We start from the raw sequence: 26,748 nt of genomic DNA, 5'->3' as shown, positions 1-26,748 counted from the left end.
CCTGCAGAACCGCCTGGAGAACACCGTCTCCAACCTGCAGATCCAGGCCGAGAACCTGCAAGCCGCCGAGTCGCGCATCTCCGACGTGGACGTCGCCTCCGAGATGACCGAGTTCGTGCGCCAGCAGATCCTGTCGCAGTCCGCGGTGGCCATGCTGTCCCAGGCCAACTCCCTGCCCAGAATGGCCATGCAGCTCATCGGCGGCTAATCGCCATAGCGGCCTAACGCTGACCGAAACCCTGAAGGCCGGGCCGCGCCAAGCGGTCCGGCCTTTTCACTAATAATGGCATACGGATTGCTAATTGGAGGGCGAGCTACAATCTCGGAAGAATATGCCTACAGGAGGCAGCATGTCAGACTCACTGCTCTCGGGAAATATATCCTTTGCCGGCCTTGGTTCCGGAACCGACTTCAGCACCCTTATCGAGGGCCTGATGAAGGTCGAGCAGCGCCGCATCACCAAACTTGAGGAATGGCGCAAGTCCTGGGACGATAAGATCGTGGAATTCCAGGATCTCAATACGAAGCTTCTGTCCCTCAAGACCAGCCTTGAGACAATAAACACTCCTGGCAAATTCCTGGTCAAGAACGCGGCTTCTTCTTCCGAGAGCGTGGCCAGCGCCACAGCCGGGCCTGACACCCTGGAAGGCAGCTATACTGTAGAGGTTACGCAGACCGCCACGAACCACATCATGACGAGCGATCGCGACAGCGATGGCCTTCTAGGAGTTGACGCAGCGGTCATCCCTGATGCCAATACCTTCGACATAACTGGCGGAACGGGCGGGACCTTCACCTTCACCTATGGTGGCAATACAGTTAACATTTCCTTGGGAGTTGGCGCTACACTTAATGACTTAGTCAACGCCATCAACGCCCATCCGGACAATAAAAGCTCGACGAGTTCGGGAATAGGCGTGCGCGCATCGACGTTCAAAATCGCCGAGGGCGACTACCGTCTACAGCTCACCGGTCTGGATTTGGGCAACGACCCGGATCACCTTATCACAGTCACCGGATCGACCCTCGTGGATGGCCTGAGGACCACCAACTTCGGAGACGACGCCGATTGGCCGGAGTACAACCAACTCCCCCAAGACGCGCTGTTCAAGTTCAACGGAATTTCGCTGACCCGGCAAACCAACAGTATCGATGATGTCGCGCCAGGGCTGACCCTGCTCCTCAAGGATTCCGGAACCACGACCGTCACAGTGAAGACTGATGCGGAAGCCATAAAGGAAAACGTAATCGCTTTCGTGGACGCCGTTAACGAGGTGCGCACGAAGATCAATGAGATCTCAAAAGTGGATACGACCACCAACGAAGGCTCTATCCTCACCGGCAACTATGGCGTGGACATGATCGGCCAGAACCTTAAAAATATCGTGGCCAGCAAGGGCATCGGCTTCGACTATGATGATGATTTCTACTCCGCTCTGTCCCAGATCGGCATATTGACCGATGCGGAGGAGGGTTCGGTCACTCGCGGCCTGCTTGTCCTGGACGACGCGAAGCTCGATGAGGCTTTGGCCAATGATCCAGACGCCGTGGCAAAGCTTTTCTCGGCCAATTACTCCGGAGAAACCGACCAACCCACATTCTCCTACCTTTCTTGCCTGCCCGGAACCACAGAGGCAGGAACATACGACGTGCGCTGGGATCAAGCCACACAAACCGGAACCATTGGTGGTTACGCCGCCACATACAATGCCGCCACCAAAGAGCTGACCGCCAATAGCGGTGCGCCTGTGTCCGGCTTGGTGGTACGCATCAACGATCCGCTCGCGGACATCACCACCGGCGTGGTGCGTATCAAGCTTGGCAAGACCAATGAACTTATCGATGAGATCAGGGTGCTCACCGATCCCAAGTCCAGCCCGACCGACTTCGAGGCAGGCCCATTGGCCGTCCTTGAGGAGAACTATAATGATATCATCAAAAGTATCGACTCCAAGATAGAATTTGAAGAGCGCCGTATCACGCGCCTGCAGCGCCAATACAAAGACCGTTTCGCTCGGCTGGACGCGATGCTCGGCTATTACAATAATATGGCCTCAGGCATGCAGAGCCAAATCCTCAGCATGATGCAGCAGTCATAGCCAGGAACTAACAATGTACAAGGCAGCTCAGAAGTATCTTGCGACTCAGGTCACGACCACGGATCAGGGCCAGTTGCTTATCATGTTGTATGATGCAACCATCAAATTTCTCAACCAAGCCAAGATCAAGATCGACGAGAAGGACTACGCCCAGAAGGGCATTCTCATCTCCAAGGCCTTGGACATCATTTCGGAGTTGGCCAGCAGCCTGAACAAGGACAAAGGCGGTGATATCGCCGACAACCTGAATCAGGTCTACCTCTATTGCAACACCCGTCTGCTCATGGCCAATCTCAAAATGGACAAGGGCATCATCGACGAGGTCATCAAGATTATCACCGGTGTCCGCGACGCCTACGCACAAATAATAAAGGAAGGCGCCACGGCGCCGACCGCGGGTGTGGACACGCTCAATACACAGGCGGTCTCCCGCTCGTCTTTCGGCGCGCCCAAGATAGGCGGAACAGGCATGTCCATGCCTCCAATCACGCCCAAAGCAGCGCAGTTCGCCGCCCCGACGGAACCGGGCAAGCCCGCTGAAGCCAGCCATTCGGCAACGATCGAGAGTGCTGAGGAGCAAGAAACGGGACAGCCCTCTTCCAGCCAGCCACAGGCAACATCAACCGGCGAGCAGCCTTCTCCCCGCCAGACAGCTACGCCGTTAGCGCCATCGCCGGCACCGTCGGGCACTACCATGCGCCGCGTGGTCCAGGCCTACGGCAACACGCCCAAGTAATCGGCCATGGAGCGGCCTGTCCGCGTCCTGCACGTTTGTTTCGGCCTTGGCCTCGGCGGAACGGAGAAGGTCATGCAGGCCCTGGCATCCGGCCTGGATCGGGACCACTTCGAGCCGTTCGTGTTCAGCTTCGCCGACGGTCCCCGCCGACGCCAACTGTCGGCCTCGGGCGTGCAGGTAAGCATAGGCAAGGATCTACTGCGCTGCCTGGAACGGCTGCGGCCGCACGTCGTGCATCTGCATCGTGCGGGCTGGCCCGAGCCCGGCCTTCTGCGCCCCTTGCGCCTTACCCGTGTGCCCGTGGTGGTGGAGACCAACGTCTTCGGCCGCCGCGATCCTTCGCCCCAAGCCCAGATCATCGACCGCCACCTGTTCGTCTCGCACTTCTGCGCCAGCCGCTACGCCGCCGTGGAGGGCATTGACACGTCCGGGCTGCGCTATGGCGTGCTCTACAATCCCGTGGACACGGATTGCTACGAAAGCAACACTCCCGCGCAGCCTTGGGGCCAGCCCATCCTTGGCCGGATTTCGCGCGCCGACCCCGGTAAATGGTCGCACCTGGCCCTGGACATTCTTCCCCTGCTCAAACGTCAAATCCCCAATTTCATTTTTCGGGTCATCGGCGGTATACCCGAGGCCCATGAATTCGTGCGCGCGCATGGATTGGACGAGCAGGTGCATTGGCTCGATCCGGTGGAGTCGGACCTGGAGTTGGCCGGCTTCTACGGCTCCGTGTGCCTGCTGGCCCACGCCAACGACACGGGCGAGAGCTTCGGCCTAACCATCGCCGAAGCCATGGCCTCGGGCCTGCCCGTGGTTACCCACCCTGCCGCGGGCCTGCGCGACAATGCCCAGCTTGAACTCGTCGAGCATGGAAAGACAGGTTTGGTGGCCGGCAGCGCAGAGGAATACGCAGGGGCCGTGGCACGCCTGTTGACGAATCCCGATGAAGCCCGAGCCATGGGCCAACGCGGCCGGGACAAGGCCCGACGGTTGTTCCGCGAGCAGGCCATCGTCTCGCAGGTAGAAAATATCTATCTGGAGTTGCTGGAAGCCAAACTCGGTCCAGAAGCCGTCTCCGGCCTGCGCCGCAATGAAGCACAGCATGTTAAAAGATGAGCCAAACCTGTCCGCTGTAGAACGTCTTGCCGAATACACAGGGCAGGTGCTCTCATTTATCCTGGATGGAGCGCATGACATCCTGCCACCAGCTGAGCCGAATCCGGACACGGCCAAGTGGGCCGCCCGCCTGGTGCGGGCCTGGTCCCGCGAGAGGCGGCCGCATTTCCTGCTGCTTGGACTCTGGCAGCCCTGCCTGGTTGCCGAATTGCGCCGGCTGCTGCCGGATGACGTGCTGCTCGTAGTAAGCGACCAAAGTCCCCAAGCCGTGCGCGCGGCCCTGACTCAACCCGATGCGGCAGTTTTTTCCCACCCGTCAGCGGCCCTGCTTTGCGACACCTCGGCCTGGGCCCAGCGCCTGTTGTTGGATTCAACCGGAATTGAGCCCGCCAGTACGTTCGTGGTCATCAATCCACTGTTGCCGGCTGTAAAGCGCACTCCGTATAGCGAAATGGAGCGGCTGCTCGCCCTGCACATGGCCGAGGTCGCCCGGTCAGAGAAGGACGCGCCGTCATCCCTTAGCTTGGCGGTCATTCTACACCCGGCCGAGCCTGGTCTGGCGGAATTCTTCGCGGCCATTCCAGCCTGGGTGGAACAGATTTGCGTGCTCTGGGATGCCAACGAACCTCCCTCGACTTCAGCCTTGGGCATTGCCCCGGACCCACGCCGCATCGACACGGCCCATCCGCTGGCAGGAGATTTCGCAGCCCAACGCAACCGCGCGCTGGGCCTGTGCCGTGGTGAATGGATTCTCAGTCTGGACGGCGACGAGCGCCTGCCAGCCTCGCTGTGGGCGGCCTTGCCCGCGCTCATGGCCAGGCAGGATTTCGCGGGCTACTACTTCCAACGCCAGACCCTCTATCCCGACGCATCCTCCTGCAAGATGGGCTACGGCTTGTGGCCGGACCTCCAGTTCAGGCTGTTCCGCAACCTGTCGGGCATAGCATACCAGCGGCCGGTGCACGAAATCCTGGAGGGCTTGCCCGGCGCCAGGGCGGTTCTCGCCGCCGGGGCCATCGAGCACTACAGCCGGCTGAACAAAACGCCCGAGGAGCTAAGGCGCAAGCTGAGCGTTTTTGACGGAGCGACCGGCGGCGCCTGGGGCCATCGCCTCAATACGGAGTACCCCAGCCTGAAGCGCGCCCTGCTGCCTTCCTCGGTGTTGGAATTTCCGGCCAGACTGTTTATGCTGCCCTGATCCGGCCCTGACCCCGTCAAGACCGGCCAAGCGCCGACTCGACCGCAATCAACAGGAGCAGCCATGGATTTCCGCCTTGGCGTGTGCCAGACGCCCGTGCTTTCCGCACCTAAAGAACTGCAGCCTTACCTTAAAGCCATCTCCAGGGCCGAGACGCCGGGCCTGTGGCTGTTTCCCGAGTTGTTTCTGGGCGGCTTCGACCTGCAACGCAGCCAGCACTGGGCGGACCAGGCGCAGGAAGCCCTGGCCCTTCTGAGCGACTTCAGCCGCGCGACTGGCCATGCCCTGGCCGGGACATTCCTGGAGCGCAGTGCCGGTGGATTCCAGAATTCCCTATATCTGCTGTCGCCCGAGTTGGCCGAACCGCTCAAGCTCTACAGTAAGATCCACCTCTTCCCTGCCTCGGATGAGGCCAAGCTGCTGACTCCTGGCGCAGGGGCCATGGTCACGCCCGAGTTGCGCGGTTTGCGCCTGGGCGGCTGCATCTGCTTCGACCTGCGCTTTCCCGAGGTCTGCCGTGTGCAGGCTGCCCGCGACGTGCACGTCTATCTCGTGCCGGCCCAATGGCCCAAAGCGCGCCTGGACCACTTCACGCTCCTCTGTCGGGCCAGGGCTCTGGAGAACCAGGCCATGGTGCTGGCCGCCAACTGCTGCGGCCCCTCTCCGCTGGGCGAGATGCCCGGTGCTTCCATGCTCGTGGGCCCCTGGGGCCAGATGCTCATGGACTGCGACGATCAACCCGGCGTGCACTCCACAGTGGTCGATCTGGACGTACTTAAGGCCGGCCAGCGGCTCTTCTCCACGCGAACTTCCCCGGTGCTGGACGTCACATCGCGCATTCTGGCCTGAATCGTCATGGCCTTGCCGACATGCCGGTCATATGCGCTGCATGCTTGTTCCTGACATCCCTTGATTCCTGATCGGAGAGAATATAGCTTGCTGCAGTCCTTCTACTGCAGCCCAGGACCGCCGATGCTTATAAAATGTCCAGAATGTGGTTTTTCGCGAGATGTGCCCGAGGAGAAGCTGCCCGCCAGCGTCAGTCTGGCTACGTGCCCTAAATGTAAGAGCAAATTCAAGTTCAGGAACCTGCCTGAATCCACTCGGCAGCAGGACAAGCCTGTTGTTTCCCGACCGCATGACGAGCCAATCCCGAAAACGCAGGCTCCACAGCGTCGGCCAGATCTTCCGGACACCCCGCCCATTGACGTTACTCAACCCCGGGCTGATCAAACCAGGCACTCGCCCGCGAGTACGACCGGCGAGCAGGCCAACCAGCCCCGCAAAGCGGGAGCCGCGCCTGCCAAACCTTTATCGAAGACCACGGGCGACATTTGGCAGAGTCTCGAATCCATGCGCCCCAAACAGCCGGAAAACACGCTTGAGGAGGAGCGCCAGGTCCTTCCTAGCCTGGAACAACTCGAGCTTGATCCCGATGAGCAAAGCGCGACCCACGGACAAGGTGGAACACCACTCATCGATGTACCCTGGGAACGCATGGATAAATTCGGCTTGGCGGGCGGCTTCTGGCAGACCCTCAAGCGGGCCATGCTCCGTCCCCAGGACTTTTTCGGCCACATGCCCTTGCATGGCTTGGCCATGCCGCTGGCCTTTTTTCTCGTGATTGGCTGCGTGCAGATTGCAGCTCAGCTGTTCTGGGACTCCGCGGGCATGACCTTCCTGGATCTCTTTCTGCAACGTCCGGACGCGGAACAGTCCGGGCTGTCCCTGGGCGAAGGCGGCTACCTCCTCTTCATCATCTATCCATTGATCCTGACCGTGGCCCTGTTCGCCATTGCCGGCTTGCACCATCTTTTCCTCATGGCCAGCCAGGCCGCCCAAAGGGGCTTCGAGGCCACCTTCCGTGCCGTGGCCTATGGCAGCGCACCTCTGGTGCTGGCGGTCATCCCGTTTGTCGGCGACCTGGTGGGTCTGGCCTGGAACGTGTCCATAACCATCATTGCCTACAGGTATATTCACCGCACCAGCTATACGCGCGTGGGCCTGGCCATGCTCATCCCTCTGGTGGCCTTGCTGCTCATCGGTCTCTATTTCCGTATGGTTTCCTAAGCATCGGTATGGTATTTGCTAAATAGTCGAATACCAACGGGAGGCTGTATGCTTGGCTGGCTGAAGTCCGCCTGGCGAGCCTGCATGGAGCGCAAGAGCCGCTCCAGGGAGATCAACCCGCAGGCTTTCAAGGAAATGGCGCATGAGATCAACGAACTCGTTGCCATGGCCGGCTTGTTCGGTCCTGTTGAGGACGAATTCCAGGCCAAGCTCAAGCGCATCAAGGCCGAAATGGACCAGTTGCACAGCCTGGCCGGACAGTCGGAATTCCGATGCCTGTCCCGCGGACGGCGGCTTCTGTTGCGCCGCAGCCTCCTGCAATCCAGGGAACACCTGCTGCAGACCGTGCAGAACGTCCCCACGCCCACCAACAGGTTGCAATAGGCAGCCGGGCCGACGTGGCGGCGCGTCAAAACTTCAACAGCCGTTTCAAGAGGGACCATGCGCTCGATCAGCCTGCTTCTGCTCGCCCTCGTCCTGCTGACCGCCAGTTGCGGCGGCGTCGCCTTCCAGCCACGCATCACGGAAAAATCCGTGCTTGTCGTGGACCAGTGGGTGAGAACCTCGCCGCTCATGATCATGGTCCAGCCCAAACGCACATCCATGCGAGAATACTCGGCCCTGTTCATTCCCTTTCGGGTGGAGCAGGAAATCTCCGACGCCCGCCATCATGGCCGCGAGCTCATGCGCATCCTCTGGACCGACTGGGCCTCCAAGTCCTTGTTCCCCACCATGGTCTACGATGACACCGGCTTCTATCGCAATCCCGAGGAGGCCCTCCGCCTGGCCCGCCAGAAGGGCGCGGATTTGGCCGTGACCGGCGTGGTGACCTACCTGCTTCACGGCGGCACCCAGGGAGACACCGCCGCATCGGTGCGCGTGGAGATATACGACACGGCCACCGGCTATCTGGTCTGGTCCCTGGAACAAGCCGGGCAGATGGAAGCCAACAATGTCGAGGATTACATCCTCTTCGCCCGTAAAACGCGCCTGCCCATGGACCCCATGTACGCAGTGCTCAGCGAAATATTCGACAGCATGGCCCAGCCCCTGCTCGATTGGAACTCTTTGGCTCGTTCCTGATACTCGCCAATAGACCCCCTTCACGGCAGCGGCCCCAAAGTGCGGCCGCTGCCGTTTTTTTTCTTGCCATTGCCGTCCAAGGGCTTACATACCTTTCCAGGCGCATATCACCCGGTTTCCTGGACGAATGGCCGTCCAGCACGTATGCTACGCCCCTCGCCGGACACCCATCGGAGGCTTGTTAAGACATGATCGGTATATCCAAGCTCTATTGCGGCTCGGTGGAGCCGTCGGACGCTCTGCGTTACGGACGCCACTCGGGCAAGCTGCCCTCGCATCTTCTTCAGTTTTCCAAGGACAAGAAGCCCGTGGTCGTCTGGAACTCCACGCGGCGCTGCAACCAGAAATGCGTGCACTGCTATGCCAAGGCCATCGAGGAGCAGGGCACGGACATCATCGGCACCGATGCCGCCAAGGTCATGATCGACGACCTGGCCGCCTACGGCGCACCTGTCATGCTCTTCTCGGGCGGCGAGCCGCTCGTGCGCAAGGACCTCGTGGAGTTGGCCAAGCACGCCACCTCATGCGGCATGCGCGCGGTCATTTCCACCAACGGCACGCTCATCACCAAGGAAAAAGCCCGCGAACTCAAGGACGTCGGCCTTTCCTACGTGGGCATATCCATGGATGGCGCCCCGGAGACGCACAACAAGTTCCGCGGCTCGGACAAGGCCTTCGACATGGCCGTGGCCGGCGTCGAGAACTGTAAGGCCGAGGGGCTCAAGGTCGGCCTGCGCTTCACCATCAACAAGCGCAACGCCCAGGACATCCCCTTCCTGTTCCAGCTCATCAAAGACCTGGAAGTCCCGCGCATCTGTTTCTACCACCTCGTCTACTCCGGCCGCGGTTCGGAGCTGGTGGACGAAGACCTGAGCCACGCCGAGACCCGCGCTGCGGTCAACCTCATCATGGACGAGACGCGCGCTCTCTACGACGCCGGACTGCCCAAGGAAGTGCTCACCGTGGACAACCACGCCGACGGACCGCTGGTCTACGAGCGCCTGAAAAAGGAAGATCCCAAGCGCGCCGAGCAGGTCCTGGAGCTGCTGTCCTGGAACGAAGGCAACTCCACGGGACGCGGCATCGGCTGCATCTCCTGGGACGGCCAAGTGCACGCCGACCAGTTCTGGCGCATCCATACTTTCGGCAACGTGCTCGAACGGCCGTTCTCGCAGATATGGGACGATCCGAATATCGAGTTGCTGCACAAGCTCAAGGACAAGCGCCCGCACCTCAAGGGCCGCTGCCGCGCCTGCCGCTACCTGAACGTCTGCGCCGGCAACTTCCGCGCTCGCGCCGAAGCTGTCTACGGCGATATCTGGGCCGACGACCCGGCCTGCTACCTGACGGACGCAGAGATCAGCGGGCCGATGCTCGGCGGCGAAACTGGTGAGTCCAAGCAGCCGGATGGCTGCGGTTGTCAGGATTAGGAAGAGAAGAAGAGAAGAGTAATCGGGGAGGGGAAACCCTTTGCAAAGGGTTCTCCCCTCCCCGAACCCCACCCTGTCCTAAACTTTCTGGTTCGCTGCGCGGTAAGAAAAATTCTGTATGAACGCTGAAGCTCAGGCCCTTCAAGTCACATTCCCTTTCTGACGCTTCGCACGAGGGTATACGCCATGACATTCTTCCGAGGACGCCGCCTGCGCCGCACGCCTGCCATCCGCGATCTGGTGCGCGAGAACGCGCTTTCTCCCAACGACCTCATTCAGCCCTGGTTCGTGGTCGAGACCGACGACAAAAATTTCGAGAAGCCCATCGGCTCTATGCCGGGACAGAGCCAGTACAGCTTGCACAAACTCGTGGAACGTGCGGGTTGGGCAGTGGACAAGGGATTGCGCTCCTGCATCCTGTTCGGCATTCCCAAGGTCAAGGACCCGCAGGCCAGCCAGGCTTGGGCCGACGAGGGCATCGTGCAGCAGGCCGTGCGCGCGCTCAAAGACAAGTACCCGCAGCTCGTGGTCATGACCGACGTGTGCTTGTGCGAGTACACTTCCCACGGCCATTGCGGCATCGTGCGCGGCGAGGAGATCCTGAACGACCCCACGCTGGAGCTTCTGGCCAAGTCCGCCCTGTCCCACGCCCGCGCCGGCGCGGACATGGTCGCGCCCTCGGACATGATGGACGGCCGCGTGGCAGCCATCCGCGCCATGCTCGACGACAACGGCTTCAACGACCTGCCGATCATGAGCTACGCGGTCAAATACGCCTCGGCCTTCTACGGCCCGTTCCGCGAGGCGGCCGAATCCACGCCGCAGTTCGGCGACCGCCGCACGCACCAGATGGACCCGGCCAACCGCCGCGAAGCCCTGCGCGAAGCCGTGGCCGACCTGGACGAGGGAGCGGACGTGCTCATGGTCAAGCCGGCCATGCCCTACCTGGATATCATCCGCGACCTGCGCGAGAATTTCGACACGCCCATCGCGGCCTACCAAGTGAGCGGCGAGTACGCCATGATCAAGGCTGCCGCAGCCAACGGCTGGATCGACGAAAGGCGTGTGATTATGGAGTCTTTGATCGGGATCAAGCGCGCCGGCGCGGACCTGATCCTAACCTACTATGCCGAGGACGCGTTGGATTGGCTGAAGTAGAGGCGGCTTCCACCTCAAGGCACGATTGCGTTCCATATTCGGCCGTCCGCCTCCTGTCTGGGAATACGCCCTTTCCCGTGCGTGCGTGAAAAGGCGATTTGTGGTATAAAAAGTGTTCGCCGTTCGCGACGTTACCGGCGGGGAGAACGCCCTGCGGTAAGGAAATTACGAAACAAAGCCAATTCGGCGGGAAGCCGCGAATGCCAGGGGCTGACGAGCGATTCGTCCTGGTTCATTACAAGCTTCCCACGCCTTGGAGACCGAAATGCACGAGCACCAGAAACCCGGCCACCCCACCAGCCATTCAGGCAACCACCCCGGCGAAAAGTCCGGCCATCCGCACGCCGCCGGCAAGCCCGGCCATCCTGGCGGTCAGCCCAAGGGCCACCCGGGCGGACATCCCGGCCCCAAAACTCTCCCCGACGGTAAGACGCCGCCCTGCCGGCTCATAGCCTGGGAAGTCACGCGCTCCTGTAACCTGGCCTGCAAGCATTGCCGGGCCGAGGCGCACCTGGAGCCGTACCCCGGCGAGTTGTCCACGGCCGAGGCCAAGGCGCTCATCGACACCTTCCCCGGAGTGGGCAACCCCATCATCATCTTCACTGGCGGCGAGCCGCTCATGCGCAAGGACGTCTTCGAGCTGGTGGCCCACGCCAAGTCCAAGGGCCTGCGTTGCGTCATGGCTCCCAACGGCACGCTCATCACGCCCGAGAACGCGCGGAAGATGAAGGAATCGGGCATAGAACGCTGCTCGATCTCCATCGACGGCCCGGACGCGGCCAGTCACGACTTCTTCCGGGGCACTCCCGGCGCGTTCGAGCAGACCATGCACGGCATCCAGTACCTCAAGGATGCCGGCATCGAGTTCCAGATCAACACGACCGTGACGCGCAACAACCTCGGCCAGTTCAAGGACATCTTCCAGCTGACCCAGGACCTGGGCGCTCAGGCTTGGCACATCTTCCTGCTCGTGCCCACGGGCCGTGGCGCGGAGATCGAGGATCAGGTCATCTCGGCGAAAGAGTACGAAGACGTGCTCAACTGGTTCTACGACTTCCGCAAGACCACTGACATGCAGCTCAAGGCCACCTGCGCGCCGCACTACCACCGCATCCTGCGCCAGCGGGCCAAGGAGGACGGCACGCCCGTCACCTTCGAGACCTTCGGCCTGGACGCCGTGAGCCGCGGCTGCCTGGGCGGCGTGGGCTTCTGCTTCATCTCGCACACGGGCCAGGTGCAGCCCTGCGGCTACCTGGAGCTGGACTGCGGTCAGGTCAAGCAGACGCCTTTCCCCAAGATATGGGCCGATTCGATGCAGTTCGCCAACCTGCGCAACCCGGAGACGTATACGGGCAAGTGCGGCGTATGCGAGTACGAGCGAGTCTGCGGCGGTTGCCGCGCCCGCGCCCAGACCATGAAGGGCGACTACCTGGCCGAGGAGCCGCTGTGCAGCTATACGCCGAAACGGGCCTGCAAGGGCGACTAGACACCTAAAGTCCGGAGGGGCCGTGGACGATCTAGATAAACAGCTACTGGACATCATTCAGTCCAACTTTCCGCTCGTACCGCGACCTTACGAGGCCGTGGGCAAGGAACTGAGGCTCACCGAGGCCGAGGTGCTGGCCAGAGTGCGCGCCCTCAGGGAAAAGGGCGTTATCCGGCGCATCGGCGGCAACTTCCAGTCCGGCAAGCTGGGCTGGCACTCGACCCTGTGCGCCGCGCGCGTGCCCGAGGACAGGCTGGACGAGTTCATCGCCACGGTGAATGCCTACCCCGGCGTGACACACAACTATCTGCGCGCCCACTCATTCAACGTCTGGTTCACCTTTATCGGACCGAATCAGGACGCGGTGCGCGCCACCTTGCAGGAAATACGCGAGACCACGGGCATTGACGTGCTCTATCTGCCCACGGAAAAACTTTACAAGATCAAGGTCGATTTTAAAATGAAGGACGGCGAGGACAACGCATGAGCAAGAGTTCCAAGCAAGGCAAGGAAGCCCCCGCAGCCAAGAAGATCATCCTCTCCCCTTCGCTGCTCTCCGCGGATTTCGGGCGGCTGGCCGATGAACTGGCCGCGCTGGAGGAAGGTGGCATCGAGTGGGTACACTGGGACGTCATGGACGGCGTGTTCGTGCCCAACATCACCTTTGGCCCGCCGGTCATCAAGGCCTTGCGCAACCGTAGCAAGCTTTTCTTCGACTGCCATCTCATGGTCATCAAGCCCGAGCGCTACATCAACGACTTCCTGGATGCCGGGGCCAACCTCATCTGCGTGCACGCCGAAGCGACCTCGCACCTGGAGCGCACCGTGTCCCAGATCCGCGAGGCCGGGATCAAAGCGGCCGTGGCCCTCAACCCGGCAACGTCCTTGGCTAGCATCGAATACTTGCTGCCCGAGCTGGATATGGTACTCATCATGAGTGTGAACCCCGGCTTCGGCGGTCAGGTATTCATTCCCTTTTCCCTGGAGAAGATCCGCCGCCTGCGCAAGATGATCGACGAGCAGGGAGCCAAGACGCTCATTCAGGTGGACGGCGGCATAACGCCGGAAAACATCGCCCCCATAGTCGATGCCGGGGCCGAAGTGATCGTTTCCGGCTCGTCCTTCTTCAAGTTCCCGCCCTACGGCAAGCGCCGCGAGCTGTTCGAGACCCTGTCGCAGGTCAGCTTCGGACCCACGGGGCTCTAGGGCCTCTGGATATCGCTCCGCTTAATTGCGCACCGCATTAGCGGTGCGCTTTTTTTTCAAGGCGTTCCTCGACGACCCGCCTAATGACCACGGCTTGGTTGCGTTGCTCATCCTTGGCGCCATACAGGAGCGTCACGGTTCCCGTCTCCGCCTCGCTCGCCAGGCGATCCAAGAGCGCACGGAGCTCGGGCGCGTCCAGTTCCAGGCGATAGCGTGCCTGGAAATCCTCCCAGCGGGCCGGGTCATGATTGAACCATTTGCGCAGCTCAGTGCTGGGCGCCAGGGCCTTGAGCCACTCGTCCAGGTGCGCATCCGCTTTGCGCACTCCGCGCGGCCAGACGCGATCCACGAGATAGCGTTTGCCGTCGTCAGGACCGGTTTGATCATGGATACGTTTGAGCTTGAGCATGCTTGCCTCTCAAACTACCGGACCATGAGGGCCCGTTGAAGCTTGCTGCTCCTTGGCCTTGGCCGCGCTCTCCGGCAGCAGCAGGGTCAGGGCGTGAGGCAGGATGCGGAAGCGCAAGGGCGGCGTGAGCCAGGTCAGCTCGCCGTCCAAGGTCGCGCGTACCCGGCGGCGGTTCACGCGCACCGCGCACTCGGGTACGAGGATGAGCCGGAAATCCTTCTCCGGGTCCAGGCGTCCGCGAAAAGTGCGCAAGGCCGAGGCCATGAGACCCATGCGCCCCAGCCGCCGGCCAAGAATCAAGGCCAGCAGTCCGTCGCTCAGGGAAGCCAGATGAGTCGGCACAGTCAAGGGATTCAGGGCGCTCAAGCTGTTGCCGGCCATGACGAAAGGAGTGCGCAGGACTTCACGGCGGCCCTCGTGCAGCACTTCCACCAGGAGCACGGGGTAGCGCACAAAGCTTTTCATGAGCGCCCACACGATGGCCAGCGGCTTGAACCAGCCCCGCGAATGCTGAAGCCGGATGCGCTCTCGCACGAAGCGGGGATGAATGCCCAGGGTGCAGTGGCTGACGAAGAAGCGGCCGTTGACCTCTATGGCGTCCACGGGGCCGAACCGGCCGGCGGCCATGACAGCTACCGCGCCATCGAGGTCCAGAGGGATGTTCAGCAGGCGGGCGAAATAGTTCCAGGTACCCATGGGCAGCACGGCCATGGGTTTGCCCGCTCGGGCCAGGATGCGCGCGGCGCTGCCTATGCTGCCATCGCCCCCGCCCGCGGCTACGGCATCCCAGGGGCCGGAGGCCGCGCGTTCCACGGCGGCCTCGAATTCCTCGGCCTGGACCAGTTCGATCTCGGCCTGCAGACCGTGCAGGGCAAAGGCCTGCTCCAGGCTCCCGGCGATATCCGCGCGTTTGCCGGCCGGCGTGATGCCGGCTCCGGCGTTGACCACCGCCTTGATATACAAGGGGCGCACAGGGTGCGTGGCCCGAGGGTCGAGCGCGGTCTGCTGCTCCACACCGTCCTTGTCCATGCTTAGCCTTTTCCGTCGCCCATCTGGCATTTGGTCTGACCCAGCATGTCCGCCACCTCTTCGCGGCTCAGGTCCCGCCAGTTGCGATAGGCCGAGGCCACGGCAAAAGGATAGTAGTCCTGGATGCTGATGCAGTAGACGGCGTCGCTGATATCCGCCATGCGCCTGGCTGTTTCCAGAGGAGCCGTGGGCACGGCCACGGTGATGCCTGCCGCGCCACGGGCGCGCAGGTCGCGCACGGCCGCCTGCATGGTGTAACCCGAGGCCAGTCCGTCATCGACAATAATGGCCGTGCGGCCATACATGTCCGGCAGCGGCCGGCCGCCGCGCAGCAGGGCGTTACGCTCGGCCAGCTCCGCCTCCACCCTGCCCTGCTCCGCCTCGATTTCGGCTTTTGTCAGCCCCAGGCTCGATACCAGCGGCTCGTTGAGCAGCACCTCGCCGCCCATGGCCATGGCCCCGAAGCCAGCCTCGGTGTTGCCGGGGATCTGCAGCTTGCGGGCTATGATCAAATCCAGGGGCAGGCGCAGCCGCCTGCATACCTCCAGGGCCACGGGCACGCCGCCCGAGGGGATGGCCAGCACGAGCCCGCCGGGCAAGCCCACATACTCCGAGGCCAGCATCTCGGCCAGCATCTGTCCGGCCTCGGCGCGATCGGCAAACACCCTGTCGCGGTTCCTGTACCCCTCACTCTCGAAGAATCGCCCCGACATTATTCACCTCTTTTACAGCAGGCTCTTGCAATTTGTCGCTAAAACGGCAATCCATCGATACCATACCGTACGCTGGAATAAATAACAGTAGCGGAGACATGATGCGATCAGGGAAGCAATCTACACCGCCAGCCGAAGTGCGGCTCTCCGACGAACCGGGCGGAGCCAGGCTCGTGCTGCAGGGGCGCCTGGACAGCCACGGCGTGGCCGCGGTCTGGAGCGAGTCCCTGCGCCTGGTCGGCACTTTGGCCGGCAGGAGCATCGTGGCCGATACAGCAAACGTGGACTACCTGGACGGCTCCGGCGCCTCGCTGATCCTGCGCCTGGAACTGGCCGCGCGGGATGCCGGCGGAAAGCTGGAAGTCCGGGGACTTGCGGGGGAACCGGCCAAACTCCTGGATCTCTACCGCCGGGAGATGCCCACACGGCCGCTGAACAACGTCGTGCCGGAACAGCACAGCTTTGTAAACGAGGTGGGCCGCAGGACCGCCCTGACCGCGCGCAATTTCGCAAACTTCCTGACCTTCGTGGGCCAATGCACGGCCGCCTTGGCTGCCGCCGCGCGCAACCCCCGGCTGGTGCGCTGGAAGGACGTGCTGGCCGTGGCCGAGGAGGCCGGGGTCAACGGCCTGCCCATCGTGGCGCTCATCGGCGTGCTCATGGGCCTGGTAATGGCCTTCCAGTCGGCCGTGCCCATGAAGCGCTTCGGCGCGGAGCTTTTCGTGGCCGACCTGCTCGGCCTGGCCATGTTCCGCGAGCTGGGCACCCTGACCACGGCCATCCTACTGGCCGGCCGCTCGGGCTCGGCCTTCGCGGCCGAAATCGGGACAATGAAGGTCAACGAGGAGATAAACGCCCTGGCGACCATGGGCATCAGCCCTGTGCAGTTCCTGGCTATTCCGCGCATCATCGCCGCACTCGTGGTCACGCCCATCCTGACCACCTTCTTCAACCTGTTCGCCCTGGCCGGCGGCTCGTTTGTGGTCATGGGCTTCGGCTATCCCTTCATCACCTACGTAAACCGCATCCTGTACATGGTCACGTGGCTGGACATCGCCGGCGGCCTGATCAAGGCCGCGGCCTTCAGCATCATCGTGGCCGCCGTGGGCTGCCAGAAGGGGCTGACCACCGGCACGGGCGCAAGCGCGGTGGGCAGCTCCACGACCTCGGCCGTGGTCACGGGCCTGGTGCTCATCGCCGTGGCCGACGGCCTCTTCGCCGTGGTCTTCTTCGCCCTGGGGGTCTAAAGCATGGCAGGTCAGGAGCAAGGCAAGGAGATCATCAGGGTCCGCGGACTCGACGCGGCCTATGGCGGCAAAGCGGTGCTCAAGGCTATCGACTTCAGCGTGCGCCAGGGCGAGGTGTTCGTCGTCCTGGGCGGCTCGGGCAGCGGCAAGAGCACGCTGCTCAAGCACATCATCGGGCTGTACAAACCGACCGCGGGCGAGATTCTCATCGACGGCGACGATATGGTCACGGCGGACGAGGCCATGCGCAAGCGCATCCTGGGCAAGATCGGCGTCTCGTACCAGTCGGGAGCCCTGTTCGGCTCCATGACCGTGCAGGAGAACATGCGCCTGCCCATGGAGGAGTTCACGCGCCTGCCGCGCGAGGCCATGGACTTCATCGCCTGCATCAAGCTGGCCCTGGTCGGGCTGGCCGGCACCAACCAGCTCATGCCCTCCGAACTGTCCGGCGGCATGCAGAAACGCGCGGCCATTGCCAGGGCCCTGGCCCTAGACCCCAAGATCGTCTTCCTGGACGAACCCTCGGCCGGACTGGACCCCATCACCTCCGCCGGGCTAGACCAGCTCATCCTGCGCCTGCGCGACAGCCTGGGCATCACCTTCGTAGTGGTAACACATGAACTGCCTTCCATTTACACAATTGCCGACAGAGTGATAATGCTCTCCTCGGAAACAAAATCCATCGTGGCCCAGGGTACTCCCCGTGATCTGCGCGACAGCTCGGACAACGAGTGGGTAAGACGGTTTTTCAAACGCGAGCCCGAGCAAACCTAAATGGCCAGGGATAGCAAATACTTCAGGCTCGGCCTGTTCGTCCTTACGGGCCTGTTGCTCATGGCCGGTCTGGCCATCGCCTTCGGCCTGGGCACCCTGTTCACCGAGACCATTCCCGCCGAGAGCTATTTCAACGAATCCGTGGAAGGGCTGGAGCAAGGCTCGCCGGTCAAGTACCGGGGCGTGACCATCGGCAGCGTGTCCGAGATCGGTTTCCTGGTCGATGCCTACCCCGGCGTGCAGGGCGCAGCCGAGCGCTATGTGCTGGTGCGCATGGATATACGCCAGCATGTGGCCGAGACCTTGTCCGCGGAAGACGTCGGCAGAAACCTGGAAGAGCGCATCGCCCGCGGCCTGCGCATCCGCCTGACCACGCAGGGCTTGACCGGCGTGGCCTACCTGGAAATCGACTACCTCGATCCCCTGCGCAACCCGCTCCTGCCCACGGACTGGCGGCCCGAGACGTTGTATATCCCCTCGGCGCCCAGCACTTACAGCCGTCTGGAAGGGGCCATCGAAAACATTTCCACCACCCTGGATGAAATCGCGCGCGTCGATTTCGGCGGACTCGTGAATTCGATCAACTCGGTCATAACCACCCTGGACCAGGCCCTCAAGGACGCCGACGTCGGCAGTCTCGGGGAACTTATGGCCCAAAGCCTGACCGAGTTGCGCGAGACCATTCGGCAAGCCAATAAGCTGATCTCTGCCCCCGAGACTTCGGCCATCATCACCGATGCGTCCAAAGCCATGGCCAGCATGCGGCGCATGTCCGAAGGAGCCGAACAGGACGTGCTGACCCTGGCCCGCAACCTGCGCCAGAGTTCCGAGAGCATAGGCCAGGCCTCCGAAGCTTTGAGCCAGTTGATGGCCAACCCAGACTTCAAGCGTGGTCTGGGCCGATTCCCTGAAGTCATGGATAGCATCCTGGTCACCACCAACGAGTTCAACCGTACGGCCAAGCACCTGAGCAGTGTGGCCGGCAACATTAACGACCTGACCCTGAGCCAGCGTCAGAATCTGGAAGCCGTGCTGGGTAATCTCAATACGCTTATGGACAACCTCAACGCCCTGGTCGAGGACCTGAACCAGAACCCGTCGCGCGCCCTTTTCGGACAGCCGCCGGCTCAGGTCCAAAGCCCCTTCGAGAACAGATGACACAGCCACGCGGCCTCACCCACACCCTGCTCGCCCTTGTGCTCTCCGTCTCGGCCGTCCTGCTGTCAGGCTGTCTCGGAGCCTTGCAGCAGGACCCGGAGCCCAAGAGCTACTACGTGCTCGAAGCCCGCCAGCCGGAGCAGCCCCTGCGCGAGCCCGCCCTGAAAGGCACGCTGCTGGTGCGCGACATCCGCGTAGCTCCGCCCTTCAACACGCGCAGCCTGACCTACCGCTCCGGCCCGTCGGAATACGCCGCCGACTACTACCACCTATACCTGGCTCAGCCGGGCGATCTGGTGACCCAGCAGGTGCGCACCTGGCTGGGCCAAAGCGGGCTGTTCCGAAACGTGGCCCTGCCCGGCAGCGGCCTGAACGCCGATTTCATTCTCGAAGGCCTGGTAACCGAGCTGTACGGCGACTTTCGGGACGGTAAGAATGCCAAGGCCGTGGTCGCGGCGCAGTTCTTCCTGCTGGATGAACGCGGAGCCGGGCGCGAGATAGCCCTGAGCCGCTCCTATCGCCGCGAGGCGCAACTGCCCGAGCGCACGCCCGAGGGACTCATGGCTGCCATGAACCAGGCTTTCTCCGCTGTCCTGCGGGCCTTGTCAGCCGACCTGGGCAGCCTGGACGCTGCACGCTGAAGCCGCGCCCGCCCAGGCCCTGCTGCCGCGCGCCCAAGCTTACCGCAGGCGCGGCCCGGATCGCCTTGCCATCGCCCCGAGTTGTGCTAGGATAGTCAAAAGCCTTCCAACCCTTTGCAGTAAAAAGGAGACTTTCATGGCCAACAGCGGCGAGACCTACAAGTGTGACGTGTGCGGGCAGGTGGTCAAGGTGCAGACGGGCGGCGCGGGCACGCTCGTGTGCTGCGAGCAGCCCATGAAGAAGGTAACATAGGCAAATCCCGGCGAGGGGCGCAGCCCCTCGCCTCCTCCCCCCGCACCCGCTCGGGCTGAATCAGCACAGGAGGGATATAGTATGAAAGCCACACAAGAGCTGCGCAACGAGCATGAAGGTATCCAGCTCATGCTCAAGGTGCTCACGATCCTGGCCCGGAAGGCAAGCAGCGGCGAGCCTTTCGACCGGGGCCAGGCCGGAAAGATCATCGAGTTCCTGCGGGTGTTCGCCGACAAATGCCACCACGGCAAGGAGGAGGACGTCCTGTTCCCGGAACTCGAGAAGGCGGGGATCGCCAGGCAGGGCGGGCCGATCGGAGTTATGCTACACGAGCACGTGTCCGGCCGGGAATTCATCCGGCGCATGTCGGAGGCGCTGCCGGCCAGGAACGACAAGGAATTCGCCGAGGCCGCGACAGGCTACATCGCCCTGCTGAGCGCACATATTCAGAAGGAGAACGAGGTTCTCTTCGTCATGGCGGACAAGGTCCTGCCGGCCGAAAAGCAGGAGGAGATGTTTCGGAGCTTCGAGCGGATCGAGGAGGAGCGGATCGGCCCCGGCGTCCACGAGTCCTTCCATAAGCTCATGGACGATCTGGCGGCGCAATACCTGGCCGCAAGCCCGGGCAGCGGAGCCTGAGCGGCATTGACCTCAAGGCCTGATTCAGCATTGCTGTTTTGGCTCCATAGCCATTGCCTGATCGGCTGATATCATACCGCCATGTATCTGCCTCGTACCTGCCCGGAGTCCTGACGCAGCATGCTTCGCCGCGGCTGCCCTGCTCCCGGATGCCATGCTGCTCTTATAGTGAGGGGCTAGCCCCATCCCAGGCAAGCCGTCATGGCTGCCACCTGTGCAGTCGACTGCACACAAGCAGATTCATGTGCATCGGACTGCACATAAACTTGCACATCCTGCCCCCACCTATACTAATTACCTTAATTTGCGTGACTTATTTCCTTGGACCTGTTTTTGCTCACAGGGGGCAGCTTCACCTCTAACCCGGAGTGCGCCCATGGCCCTCATTGAACTCAGCGACATCTCCAAGTCCTACACCATCGGCCACGTGTCGCAGCAGGCGCTCACGCACATCACCATCACCATCGACCAGGGCAAGCTGGTCACCTTTGTCGGCCCCTCGGGCAGCGGCAAGACGACCCTGCTCAACATCATCGGCTGCATGGACAAGCCCACGCAAGGCGAGGTCCGCGTGGCCGGAACGCGCGTGGACACCCTGGATCGCCGCCAGGCGGCCAGGTTCCGTGGCGAGCACCTGGGGTTCATCTTCCAGTCCTTCAACCTCATCCCCGTGCTGAGCGTCTACGAAAATGTGGAGTACCCGCTGCTCATGATCAAGCGCGTCTCGGCAACGGAGAGGGAGGCCAGGGTCTGGCGGGTGCTGGAGGCCGTGGGCATGATGGCCTTAAAGGACAAGATGCCCGACCAGATTTCCGGCGGCCAGAAGCAGCGCGTGGCCGTGGCCCGTGCCCTGGTCACCAACCCCGAAGTCGTGCTGGCCGACGAGCCGACCGCCAACCTGGACCAGGCCACCGCGCACAAGATCATCACGCTCATGCGCGAGATGCGCGACAGCTTCGGCACGACCTTCGTCTTCTCCACGCACGATCCAAGGATTGTCGAGCACGCGGATGTGGTCCACACCATCGAGGACGGCAGGCTCGTCCAGGACTCCACCTTTCTGAGCGGAGGTCTGTCCCATGCGTAGCATGTTCAAGATCGCGCTGCGGAACCTGCTGCGCTACAAACGGCGGACCATCCTAACCTCCCTGCTCATCGTGCTGGGCGTGACCATGGTCCTGCTCTTCTCTGGGCTAGCCGGGTCGTTCAAGGCCATGATGGTCGGCATCATCACCGACTCGACGCTCGGCCACCTGCAGATCCACCGCAAGGGCTACGTGGCGTCCATAGACAGCCTGCCGCTGAACCTGAACATGAGCGCCAAGGGCTACGAACAGCTCGCCGGCGTGCTCGACAAGGACCCTGACGTGGCTGCGTACGCGCCTCGGATCAAGCTCGGGGCCATGCTCAGCAACTACGCCGAGACCACCAACGTGCGCGTCACGGCCGTGGACCCGAGCAAGGAAACGGTCGTATGCCCCGCGCTGCCTGATCGCCTGCTCGACAAGTCGGTCCTGGTCGCCGCACCTCTGGTTTCGCCAGGCGAGATCGTCATCCCGCAGAGGGTGGCCGCTGCCATGGGCGTCAAGGCAGGAGATTCGGTGGTCCTGATCGCCACAAACAAAGACGGCTCGGTCAACGGCATGCCGTTCACCGTCGGCAACCTCATCGAGGACGTGGCCGGGCCAAGCGGCAAGGACGCCTACCTGCACATCGAGGATGCCCGGGAGCTTCTGCGCATCGACAGCGCCGAGGTCTCGGAAGTAGTCATCCGGGTCAAGGACTTCGGCTCCCTCGACAAAATTGCTGGCCGCATCAATATGCAAATCCAGCAGTTCACCAACAAGCAGGGCAAGCCGGCTTTCGAGGCACACACCTGGGCCAAGCTCTCCCCGTTCGCCAACATCGCGGGCATGATCGACCTCATGATCGTCACGGTGAAGATCATCATGATCGCCATCGTGCTCATCAGCGTGCTCAACGTCATGCTCATGTCCGTGTTCGAGCGCGTCAGGGAGATCGGCACCATTGCGGCCATGGGCACAACGCCGGGCAAGATACTAGGTCTGTTCGTGGTCGAGGGCTTTGTCCTGGGCCTTTTGGGAGCAGCCGTGGGCAGCGCCCTTGGCCTGGCCGGACTTTTAGCGGTCAAGTACGCCAACATCACTTTCTCCTTCGCCCGCATGGACAACCTGGCCCTGCGACCGACGATCGATATCGGCGAGTTCCTGGCCATAGCAATCATCGTCCTGGCAGCCTCGACACTGGCCGCGCTGCAGCCCGCCTGGAAGGCCAGCCGCATGGAGCCGGTGGAGGCCCTGGGCCATGTCTAACCGCCAAGGAGAATCACTCATGCGCAACGCCCATAAGTTCATCCTGGCGCTTATCCTGGCACTGGGCTTGGCCCAGCCCGCTTGGTCCGCCCAAGCCATCGATGGTGATGAATTGCTGCGCACCATCGACCGCAATCTGGCCCCGGAGAGCTACGAGTCCTACCGCAAGCTCATCAACATCGAGCCGGACGGCTCCAAGCGCGAGTACACGCTCTACACGGTCAAGAAAGGCCAGGACAGGATCGCCTCGGTCTTCCTCGCGCCCACCAGCGACAAGGGACGCGCCACGCTGCGCCTGGGCGAGAACATGTGGCTGCACATCCCCAACGTGGGCAAGCCCGTACGCATCACCAGCCTGCAGTCCGTGACCGGCGGCATCTTCAACAACGCCGACATCATGCGCCTCGACTTCCATGTCGAGTACACGGTTGAGGGCGTGGAGGACAAAAGCGAGTCCCACCTGCTGCGCCTGAAGGCCAAGACGCGCGAAGTGGCCTATGACCGCCTGGAGATGCTCGTGGACAAGCAGGCCCTCCTGCCCACGGAGATCAGGTGTCTGGCGGCCTCGGGCATGCTCATCAAGACCCTGTACTTCAAGAAGCCCACCGACTTCGGCGACGGCTTCATGCGGCCGGCGGTCATCGAGACCGACAGCCCCCTGCACAAAGGCTACAAGTCCGTGATGATTTTCGCCAAGGTCCAGCGTCGGGATTTGCCCGACGAAGTCTTCACCCTGAACTACCTGCCCAGGGTGGAGAGCCTTCGGCAGTAGCTCCCGACCTGTCCGCTTGCGGCCCTCCTGCACCGCCGGGAGGGTCGCCGAGCCAATGCAAGTGCGTTCCCAAGTGCGTTTACAAGGACGGAGCCATGCGCAGCGCTTTCTTCACGCCCATTGCCAAGCCGCTCATGGCGACCCTGGCGGCCCTGCTGTTCCTGGCGCACGCGCTGTGCCCTGCGACAGCCCTGGCCCAAGGTGCCCAGAATGCCGAAGGCGACGAATACGATCTGGACTTCGAGATTCCCGAGGCCGAGACTCCCAACCCCTTCAATCTCTGGGGCCGGGTCGAGCAGCGTTCGATCGCGCGCTTCCTGGACACGGACGCCTTGCTCTACAAGCAGCGCTTTTATAATGAGCCGCAGGACTCGCTGCTGGCGGACTTCCTGCTCAGCCTGAAGCCCGAGGTTTCCTACAAATGGACCGAGGTCGGCCTGTACGCCCGCCCGCGCTTCGATATTGCCTGGAGCGAGGCTAAGCGCGGGGGTACGGCCCCGGACGAGCCGTCGGAGGAGTTCCTGCGCGACGAGGAGCACTGGGCAAGCCAGGTGCTCCTTGAGGAAGGCTTCGCCACCTGGCGGCCCTCCCACGCGTTCACGCTTGAAGCCGGCAAAAAGGTCCTCAACTGGGGCAAGGGCTATGCCTGGAACCCCGTGGCCTTCGTCAGCCGGCCCAAGGACGTCGATGATCCCGATTATGCCCGCCAGGGCTATGTCCTGGCCTACGCCGACTACATCAAGAGCTTCCAGGGTCCATTGACCAACGTGGCCTTCACCCCGGTGCTCGTCCCGGTAGACGAGGACGTCAATGCCGACCTCGCCGACGATGGTTCCCTGGTCTATGCCGGAAAGCTGTACTTCCTGCTCATGGACACCGACATCGACCTGCTCTTTGCAACCGGCGAGGACTACGACACGCGCTATGGCCTGGATTTCTCCAGAAATCTGAGCAGTAACCTAGAGATCCACGGCGAGGCGGCCCTGCGCCTTGATTACGACAAGACGCTCACCGACGAGCAGGGCAACCTGCGCACGGAGCGCTACGATGCCTATAGCTTCCTGCTGGGCCTGCGCTACCTGAACGCCTACGACACGACCTTTATCCTTGAATATTACCACAACGGCGAGGGCTACTCGCCTGGCGAGATGGACGACTACTTCACGCTCATTGAGAACGGCTACCAGCAGTACCTGGAGACGGGCAACGACCGGCTCCTGAAACGGAGCACTCTGGCCGGCCAGGACTTTAACCAGAGCAGCGTGGGCCGGAATTACCTCTATTTCAGGGTTTCGCAGAAGGAGCCGTTCGACATCCTTTACTTGACGCCCACGCTGACGGTCATCGCCAACCTGGGCGACCACAGCTTCAGCATCAACCCTGAGGTGTCTTACCTGATCCGGTCCGACCTTGAGCTGAGGACCAGGCTCATCATGCCCTTTGGACCTGAGAAGAGCGAGTTCGGGGAAAAGCTGCAGGACGCCCGCACGGAGTTCTGGATCACGTACTTCTTTTAGAGCATTTTGCTTTTGAAAATGCTCTGCGAGCCATGCTTCGGCATGACTCGCCGCCGCGTAGGCGTAGGCGCAATTCACTTGCGCCGTCAACGCCGGAGCGGGCGTCTTAAAAGCAATCCGCACTAGGAGCCAGTAACAAAACCCAGCCGACAATCTCTACGGGCTTATGGTTCCCGGTGGAAGGAGCCATGAACCCGCCGAGTTCGAACGTTTGTGGGCCGTCATCCGGCCCCTGCTGCCCACGGAACCGCCAAAGAGTCCAAGGACGGACGGCTGCGCGTTGGTGACAAGGAGACCCTGCGAGCTCCTGTTCATCCTGGAAACAGGAACGCTCTGGGAGAGACTTACCAGACAGATGGGCTGCTGCTCGGACATGATCTGCCGACATCGACTGCGGCAGCAGGCATCCGGGACAGACTCCCGGGATTTTTCCGGCCACGCTCGACACGGCGGACAGCTTCGGCTGGCCGCGCTTTTCCGGCAGGACTGGGAGAGGGCGCTGCCCTCTCCCAGCTGATTTGCTCAACGCAGGCTGGGGCTCTAAGCCGGGTGGGCCTCAGCCCATGCGAGCTACTATCTCGTGATGATTGACCAGAATGCGGCTGACGTAGGTCACTGTGGATTCGATAGGCGGAAGTCGGCCGTAGGGCTCATAGCAACCCACGTCGCGGGTGCTGAACAGGCCGGCGTGGTAGCTGGCGGCTGCAGCTATGATGTTGCCACTGCGGGCGCGCAACCCCTCGGCCAGCATGCGCACCATAGACGAGCAAGGCTCCCGGTAGAAGACGCGGCCATCAAATGCCTTGAGGAAGTTGTTGTCCTCCTTGCGGAAGATGTCGCGGCCCTCGAAATTGGCGCGCATGTAATCCGTGAAGTCGTTCCTTGCGGCGTCCAGTTCCTGATTGTGCTTCTCGGCCAACTCCAGGTACTCCAGGTAGCGCTCTGCCTTGCTCGTGCCGCCGTCCAGAATCTCCCGGAGCGTTTCGCGCCAGGACTTCTCCCCGGCCTTTTCCGGGGGCAATATGCCCTCGGCCGCGTATGACCTGCGCAAGTCGCTCAGCTTGCTCCTGGCCTGCAGGTAATCCTTGTAGCGCGGGGCCAGCTCGGCCTTGGCGTATGGAGAGGCGAAATGCTCGGGCTTGTCGCCGGCCACGAGCATGCCGTACCCCCGGGCTGTGTCAGGAATGAATTGGCACGGGCCCACGGCAAAGGCCCAGGAAATGGCGAATTCATAGAAGAAGGACTCGGCCATCATCTGGGCCATGACCCAGGCCGGGTCCATGGGCCAGATGCCGGCGTGCTGCTCCACGCCAGCCAAAACCCAATAGGCGAGGTTGGAAACCCGCTTCTCCAGGTCCACCTGATCGAGCCGTTTGCCCCAAATGGGCATGTTGCGGCCTCCATAGCCCTGCTCCACGAATCTGAGCGTGGCTTTTGTCAGCTTGGCGCGGTAGGTGGTGCGGGAAGTACGCGCGAAGGGGTCGTAGTTGTCGGGGACGACGATGTTCACCCGGCCGCCTGTATCATGAAGCCCCCGTGAGGGCCCCTTGGTGGCCAGGGCTGCGGCGGGCGAAAGCAGGGGAGCCGCGGCGGCGATGACGAGAGTGGTGATGACCTGACGCCTGGACAGACCGGTCCCGACGCTTGCAGCTGTAGGCTCGATGTGCGAAGGCATGAA

General features: G+C 62.3%; 28 protein-coding genes and 1 pseudogene. 25 read left to right on the top strand and 4 right to left on the bottom strand.

Going from position 1 to position 26,748, the window contains the following annotated elements; all coding sequences use genetic code 11:
* From H585_RS0119335 to rpe, 15 genes and pseudogenes are all read left to right on the top strand, one after another.
* Nucleotides 1–208 (top strand): flagellin (locus H585_RS0119335; protein ID WP_027369044.1); only part of this gene is annotated, 208 nt, incomplete at its 5' end.
* Nucleotides 209–350: 142 nt separating this feature from the next.
* Entirely contained in the window at nt 351–2,099 is a 1,749-nt protein-coding gene (gene fliD / locus H585_RS0119330) for a flagellar filament capping protein FliD (protein WP_027369043.1), read from the top strand.
* A gap of 13 nt (nt 2,100–2,112) precedes the next feature.
* Nucleotides 2,113–2,835 carry a flagellar export chaperone FliS gene (gene fliS, locus H585_RS0119325; RefSeq protein ID WP_027369042.1) on the top strand — a complete coding sequence of 241 codons (723 nt, stop codon included), beginning with the start codon at nt 2,113–2,115 and terminating at the stop codon, nt 2,833–2,835.
* Nucleotides 2,836–2,841: 6 nt separating this feature from the next.
* Nucleotides 2,842–3,954, top strand: coding sequence for a glycosyltransferase family 4 protein (locus H585_RS0119320; protein ID WP_034628525.1), 1,113 nt, complete (start codon nt 2,842–2,844; stop codon nt 3,952–3,954).
* A complete protein-coding gene (locus H585_RS0119315) occupies nt 3,941–5,152 on the top strand; it encodes a glycosyltransferase family protein (protein WP_244432656.1) in 1,212 nt (403 codons plus the stop codon). Before H585_RS0119320 ends, H585_RS0119315 begins: the two co-directional genes overlap by 14 nt.
* 63 nt (nt 5,153–5,215) lie before the next feature.
* Entirely contained in the window at nt 5,216–6,001 is a 786-nt protein-coding gene (locus tag H585_RS0119310) for a nitrilase-related carbon-nitrogen hydrolase (protein ID WP_027369039.1), read from the top strand.
* Between the two features lie 123 nt (nt 6,002–6,124).
* A pseudogene (locus tag H585_RS23860) lies at nt 6,125–6,220 on the top strand (zinc-ribbon domain-containing protein); the annotation flags it as partial.
* Nucleotides 6,221–6,505: 285 nt separating this feature from the next.
* Entirely contained in the window at nt 6,506–7,222 is a 717-nt protein-coding gene (locus H585_RS0119305; protein WP_244432662.1) for a YIP1 family protein, read from the top strand.
* A 48-nt stretch (nt 7,223–7,270) separates the two neighbouring features.
* Nucleotides 7,271–7,606: a hypothetical protein gene (locus H585_RS0119300; RefSeq protein ID WP_014260658.1), complete on the top strand. Its 336-nt coding sequence runs from the start codon at nt 7,271–7,273 to the stop codon at nt 7,604–7,606.
* A 57-nt stretch (nt 7,607–7,663) separates the two neighbouring features.
* Nucleotides 7,664–8,305, top strand: a complete 642-nt coding sequence (locus H585_RS0119295; RefSeq protein ID WP_014260657.1) for a hypothetical protein — start codon at nt 7,664–7,666, stop codon at nt 8,303–8,305.
* Between the two features lie 188 nt (nt 8,306–8,493).
* Nucleotides 8,494–9,735 (top strand): 12,18-didecarboxysiroheme deacetylase, encoded by a 1,242-nt coding sequence (ahbC, locus tag H585_RS0119290; protein ID WP_027369037.1) that lies wholly within the window; start codon nt 8,494–8,496, stop codon nt 9,733–9,735.
* 186 nt (nt 9,736–9,921) lie between these two features.
* A complete protein-coding gene (gene hemB, locus H585_RS0119285) occupies nt 9,922–10,893 on the top strand; it encodes a porphobilinogen synthase (RefSeq protein ID WP_027369036.1) in 972 nt (323 codons plus the stop codon).
* Between the two features lie 265 nt (nt 10,894–11,158).
* Nucleotides 11,159–12,379: a heme b synthase gene (gene ahbD / locus H585_RS0119280; protein WP_027369035.1), complete on the top strand. Its 1,221-nt coding sequence runs from the start codon at nt 11,159–11,161 to the stop codon at nt 12,377–12,379.
* A gap of 22 nt (nt 12,380–12,401) precedes the next feature.
* Nucleotides 12,402–12,866 (top strand): siroheme decarboxylase subunit alpha, encoded by a 465-nt coding sequence (gene ahbA, locus H585_RS0119275; RefSeq protein WP_014260651.1) that lies wholly within the window; start codon nt 12,402–12,404, stop codon nt 12,864–12,866.
* On the top strand, nt 12,863–13,585 hold the full coding sequence (gene rpe, locus H585_RS0119270; protein ID WP_014260650.1) for a ribulose-phosphate 3-epimerase: 723 nt from the start codon (nt 12,863–12,865) through the stop codon (nt 13,583–13,585). The genes ahbA and rpe overlap by 4 nt, the downstream gene beginning before the upstream one ends.
* 37 nt (nt 13,586–13,622) lie before the next feature.
* Here the strand turns inward: rpe and H585_RS0119265 are convergent, their stop codons facing one another.
* Genes H585_RS0119265 through H585_RS0119255 form a run of 3 tightly spaced genes read right to left on the bottom strand, consistent with a single transcriptional unit; the run spans nt 13,623 to nt 15,736 of the window.
* The gene (locus H585_RS0119265) at nt 13,623–13,994 is read right to left on the bottom strand and encodes a DUF488 domain-containing protein (protein WP_027369033.1); all 372 of its coding nucleotides are present in this window, start codon (nt 13,992–13,994) and stop codon (nt 13,623–13,625) included.
* A 9-nt stretch (nt 13,995–14,003) separates the two neighbouring features.
* The gene (locus tag H585_RS0119260) at nt 14,004–15,023 is read right to left on the bottom strand and encodes a diacylglycerol/lipid kinase family protein (protein WP_027369032.1); all 1,020 of its coding nucleotides are present in this window, start codon (nt 15,021–15,023) and stop codon (nt 14,004–14,006) included.
* 2 nt (nt 15,024–15,025) lie between these two features.
* Nucleotides 15,026–15,736 carry a phosphoribosyltransferase gene (locus H585_RS0119255; RefSeq protein WP_027369031.1) on the bottom strand — a complete coding sequence of 237 codons (711 nt, stop codon included), beginning with the start codon at nt 15,734–15,736 and terminating at the stop codon, nt 15,026–15,028.
* Nucleotides 15,737–15,834: 98 nt separating this feature from the next.
* On the opposite strand from H585_RS0119255, the gene H585_RS0119250 reads away from it, so the two are divergent.
* The 10 genes from H585_RS0119250 (at nt 15,835) to H585_RS0119205 (ending at nt 25,070) form a co-directional block, all read left to right on the top strand.
* On the top strand, nt 15,835–16,983 hold the full coding sequence (locus H585_RS0119250; protein ID WP_244432654.1) for an ABC transporter permease: 1,149 nt from the start codon (nt 15,835–15,837) through the stop codon (nt 16,981–16,983).
* 3 nt (nt 16,984–16,986) lie between these two features.
* Complete coding sequence (locus H585_RS0119245; RefSeq protein ID WP_027369029.1) at nt 16,987–17,757, top strand: ABC transporter ATP-binding protein; 771 nt, start codon at nt 16,987–16,989, stop codon at nt 17,755–17,757.
* Nucleotides 17,758–18,915, top strand: a complete 1,158-nt coding sequence (locus tag H585_RS0119240) for an MlaD family protein (RefSeq protein WP_027369028.1) — start codon at nt 17,758–17,760, stop codon at nt 18,913–18,915.
* Entirely contained in the window at nt 18,912–19,556 is a 645-nt protein-coding gene (locus tag H585_RS0119235; protein WP_027369027.1) for an ABC-type transport auxiliary lipoprotein family protein, read from the top strand. The genes H585_RS0119240 and H585_RS0119235 overlap by 4 nt, the downstream gene beginning before the upstream one ends.
* A gap of 136 nt (nt 19,557–19,692) precedes the next feature.
* Nucleotides 19,693–19,809: a desulfoferrodoxin FeS4 iron-binding domain-containing protein gene (locus tag H585_RS0119230; protein WP_027369026.1), complete on the top strand. Its 117-nt coding sequence runs from the start codon at nt 19,693–19,695 to the stop codon at nt 19,807–19,809.
* Between the two features lie 81 nt (nt 19,810–19,890).
* On the top strand, nt 19,891–20,448 hold the full coding sequence (locus tag H585_RS0119225; protein WP_027369025.1) for a hemerythrin domain-containing protein: 558 nt from the start codon (nt 19,891–19,893) through the stop codon (nt 20,446–20,448).
* 376 nt (nt 20,449–20,824) lie between these two features.
* A complete protein-coding gene (locus tag H585_RS0119220; protein WP_027369024.1) occupies nt 20,825–21,535 on the top strand; it encodes an ABC transporter ATP-binding protein in 711 nt (236 codons plus the stop codon).
* Entirely contained in the window at nt 21,528–22,781 is a 1,254-nt protein-coding gene (locus tag H585_RS0119215) for an ABC transporter permease (protein WP_027369023.1), read from the top strand. Before H585_RS0119220 ends, H585_RS0119215 begins: the two co-directional genes overlap by 8 nt.
* Before the next feature lie 19 nt (nt 22,782–22,800).
* Complete coding sequence (locus tag H585_RS0119210) at nt 22,801–23,553, top strand: outer membrane lipoprotein-sorting protein (protein WP_027369022.1); 753 nt, start codon at nt 22,801–22,803, stop codon at nt 23,551–23,553.
* Nucleotides 23,554–23,648: 95 nt separating this feature from the next.
* Nucleotides 23,649–25,070: a hypothetical protein gene (locus H585_RS0119205; protein ID WP_027369021.1), complete on the top strand. Its 1,422-nt coding sequence runs from the start codon at nt 23,649–23,651 to the stop codon at nt 25,068–25,070.
* 556 nt (nt 25,071–25,626) lie between these two features.
* Here the strand turns inward: H585_RS0119205 and H585_RS0119200 are convergent.
* Nucleotides 25,627–26,745 carry a lysozyme family protein gene (locus H585_RS0119200; RefSeq protein ID WP_027369020.1) on the bottom strand — a complete coding sequence of 373 codons (1,119 nt, stop codon included), beginning with the start codon at nt 26,743–26,745 and terminating at the stop codon, nt 25,627–25,629.
* Nucleotides 26,746–26,748: the final 3 nt, after the last annotated feature.

Source organism: Desulfocurvibacter africanus subsp. africanus DSM 2603 (genome assembly GCF_000422545.1).
Classification (GTDB): Bacteria; Desulfobacterota; Desulfovibrionia; order Desulfovibrionales; family Desulfovibrionaceae; genus Desulfocurvibacter; species Desulfocurvibacter africanus.
This window is presented reverse-complemented; position numbering and strand designations above follow the sequence as displayed.

Coding starts and splice junctions, on each gene's coding strand:
- H585_RS0119310 (WP_027369039.1), top strand. CDS start 5,216: ATGGATTTCCGCCTTGGCGTGTGCCAGACGCCCGTGCTTTCCGCACCT.
- H585_RS0119315 (WP_244432656.1), top strand. CDS start 3,941: ATGTTAAAAGATGAGCCAAACCTGTCCGCTGTAGAACGTCTTGCCGAA.
- H585_RS0119225 (WP_027369025.1), top strand. CDS start 19,891: ATGAAAGCCACACAAGAGCTGCGCAACGAGCATGAAGGTATCCAGCTC.
- H585_RS0119320 (WP_034628525.1), top strand. CDS start 2,842: ATGGAGCGGCCTGTCCGCGTCCTGCACGTTTGTTTCGGCCTTGGCCTC.
- H585_RS0119205 (WP_027369021.1), top strand. CDS start 23,649: ATGCGCAGCGCTTTCTTCACGCCCATTGCCAAGCCGCTCATGGCGACC.
- H585_RS0119210 (WP_027369022.1), top strand. CDS start 22,801: ATGCGCAACGCCCATAAGTTCATCCTGGCGCTTATCCTGGCACTGGGC.
- hemB (WP_027369036.1), top strand. CDS start 9,922: ATGACATTCTTCCGAGGACGCCGCCTGCGCCGCACGCCTGCCATCCGC.
- H585_RS0119215 (WP_027369023.1), top strand. CDS start 21,528: ATGCGTAGCATGTTCAAGATCGCGCTGCGGAACCTGCTGCGCTACAAA.
- H585_RS0119220 (WP_027369024.1), top strand. CDS start 20,825: ATGGCCCTCATTGAACTCAGCGACATCTCCAAGTCCTACACCATCGGC.
- H585_RS0119230 (WP_027369026.1), top strand. CDS start 19,693: ATGGCCAACAGCGGCGAGACCTACAAGTGTGACGTGTGCGGGCAGGTG.
- H585_RS0119305 (WP_244432662.1), top strand. CDS start 6,506: ATGCGCCCCAAACAGCCGGAAAACACGCTTGAGGAGGAGCGCCAGGTC.
- fliS (WP_027369042.1), top strand. CDS start 2,113: ATGTACAAGGCAGCTCAGAAGTATCTTGCGACTCAGGTCACGACCACG.
- H585_RS0119240 (WP_027369028.1), top strand. CDS start 17,758: ATGGCCAGGGATAGCAAATACTTCAGGCTCGGCCTGTTCGTCCTTACG.
- ahbC (WP_027369037.1), top strand. CDS start 8,494: ATGATCGGTATATCCAAGCTCTATTGCGGCTCGGTGGAGCCGTCGGAC.
- H585_RS0119245 (WP_027369029.1), top strand. CDS start 16,987: ATGGCAGGTCAGGAGCAAGGCAAGGAGATCATCAGGGTCCGCGGACTC.
- H585_RS0119235 (WP_027369027.1), top strand. CDS start 18,912: ATGACACAGCCACGCGGCCTCACCCACACCCTGCTCGCCCTTGTGCTC.
- ahbD (WP_027369035.1), top strand. CDS start 11,159: ATGCACGAGCACCAGAAACCCGGCCACCCCACCAGCCATTCAGGCAAC.
- H585_RS0119260 (WP_027369032.1), bottom strand. CDS start 15,023: ATGGACAAGGACGGTGTGGAGCAGCAGACCGCGCTCGACCCTCGGGCC.
- H585_RS0119300 (WP_014260658.1), top strand. CDS start 7,271: ATGCTTGGCTGGCTGAAGTCCGCCTGGCGAGCCTGCATGGAGCGCAAG.
- fliD (WP_027369043.1), top strand. CDS start 351: ATGTCAGACTCACTGCTCTCGGGAAATATATCCTTTGCCGGCCTTGGT.
- H585_RS0119200 (WP_027369020.1), bottom strand. CDS start 26,745: ATGCCTTCGCACATCGAGCCTACAGCTGCAAGCGTCGGGACCGGTCTG.
- H585_RS0119295 (WP_014260657.1), top strand. CDS start 7,664: ATGCGCTCGATCAGCCTGCTTCTGCTCGCCCTCGTCCTGCTGACCGCC.
- H585_RS0119255 (WP_027369031.1), bottom strand. CDS start 15,736: ATGTCGGGGCGATTCTTCGAGAGTGAGGGGTACAGGAACCGCGACAGG.
- H585_RS0119250 (WP_244432654.1), top strand. CDS start 15,835: ATGATGCGATCAGGGAAGCAATCTACACCGCCAGCCGAAGTGCGGCTC.
- H585_RS0119265 (WP_027369033.1), bottom strand. CDS start 13,994: ATGCTCAAGCTCAAACGTATCCATGATCAAACCGGTCCTGACGACGGC.
- rpe (WP_014260650.1), top strand. CDS start 12,863: ATGAGCAAGAGTTCCAAGCAAGGCAAGGAAGCCCCCGCAGCCAAGAAG.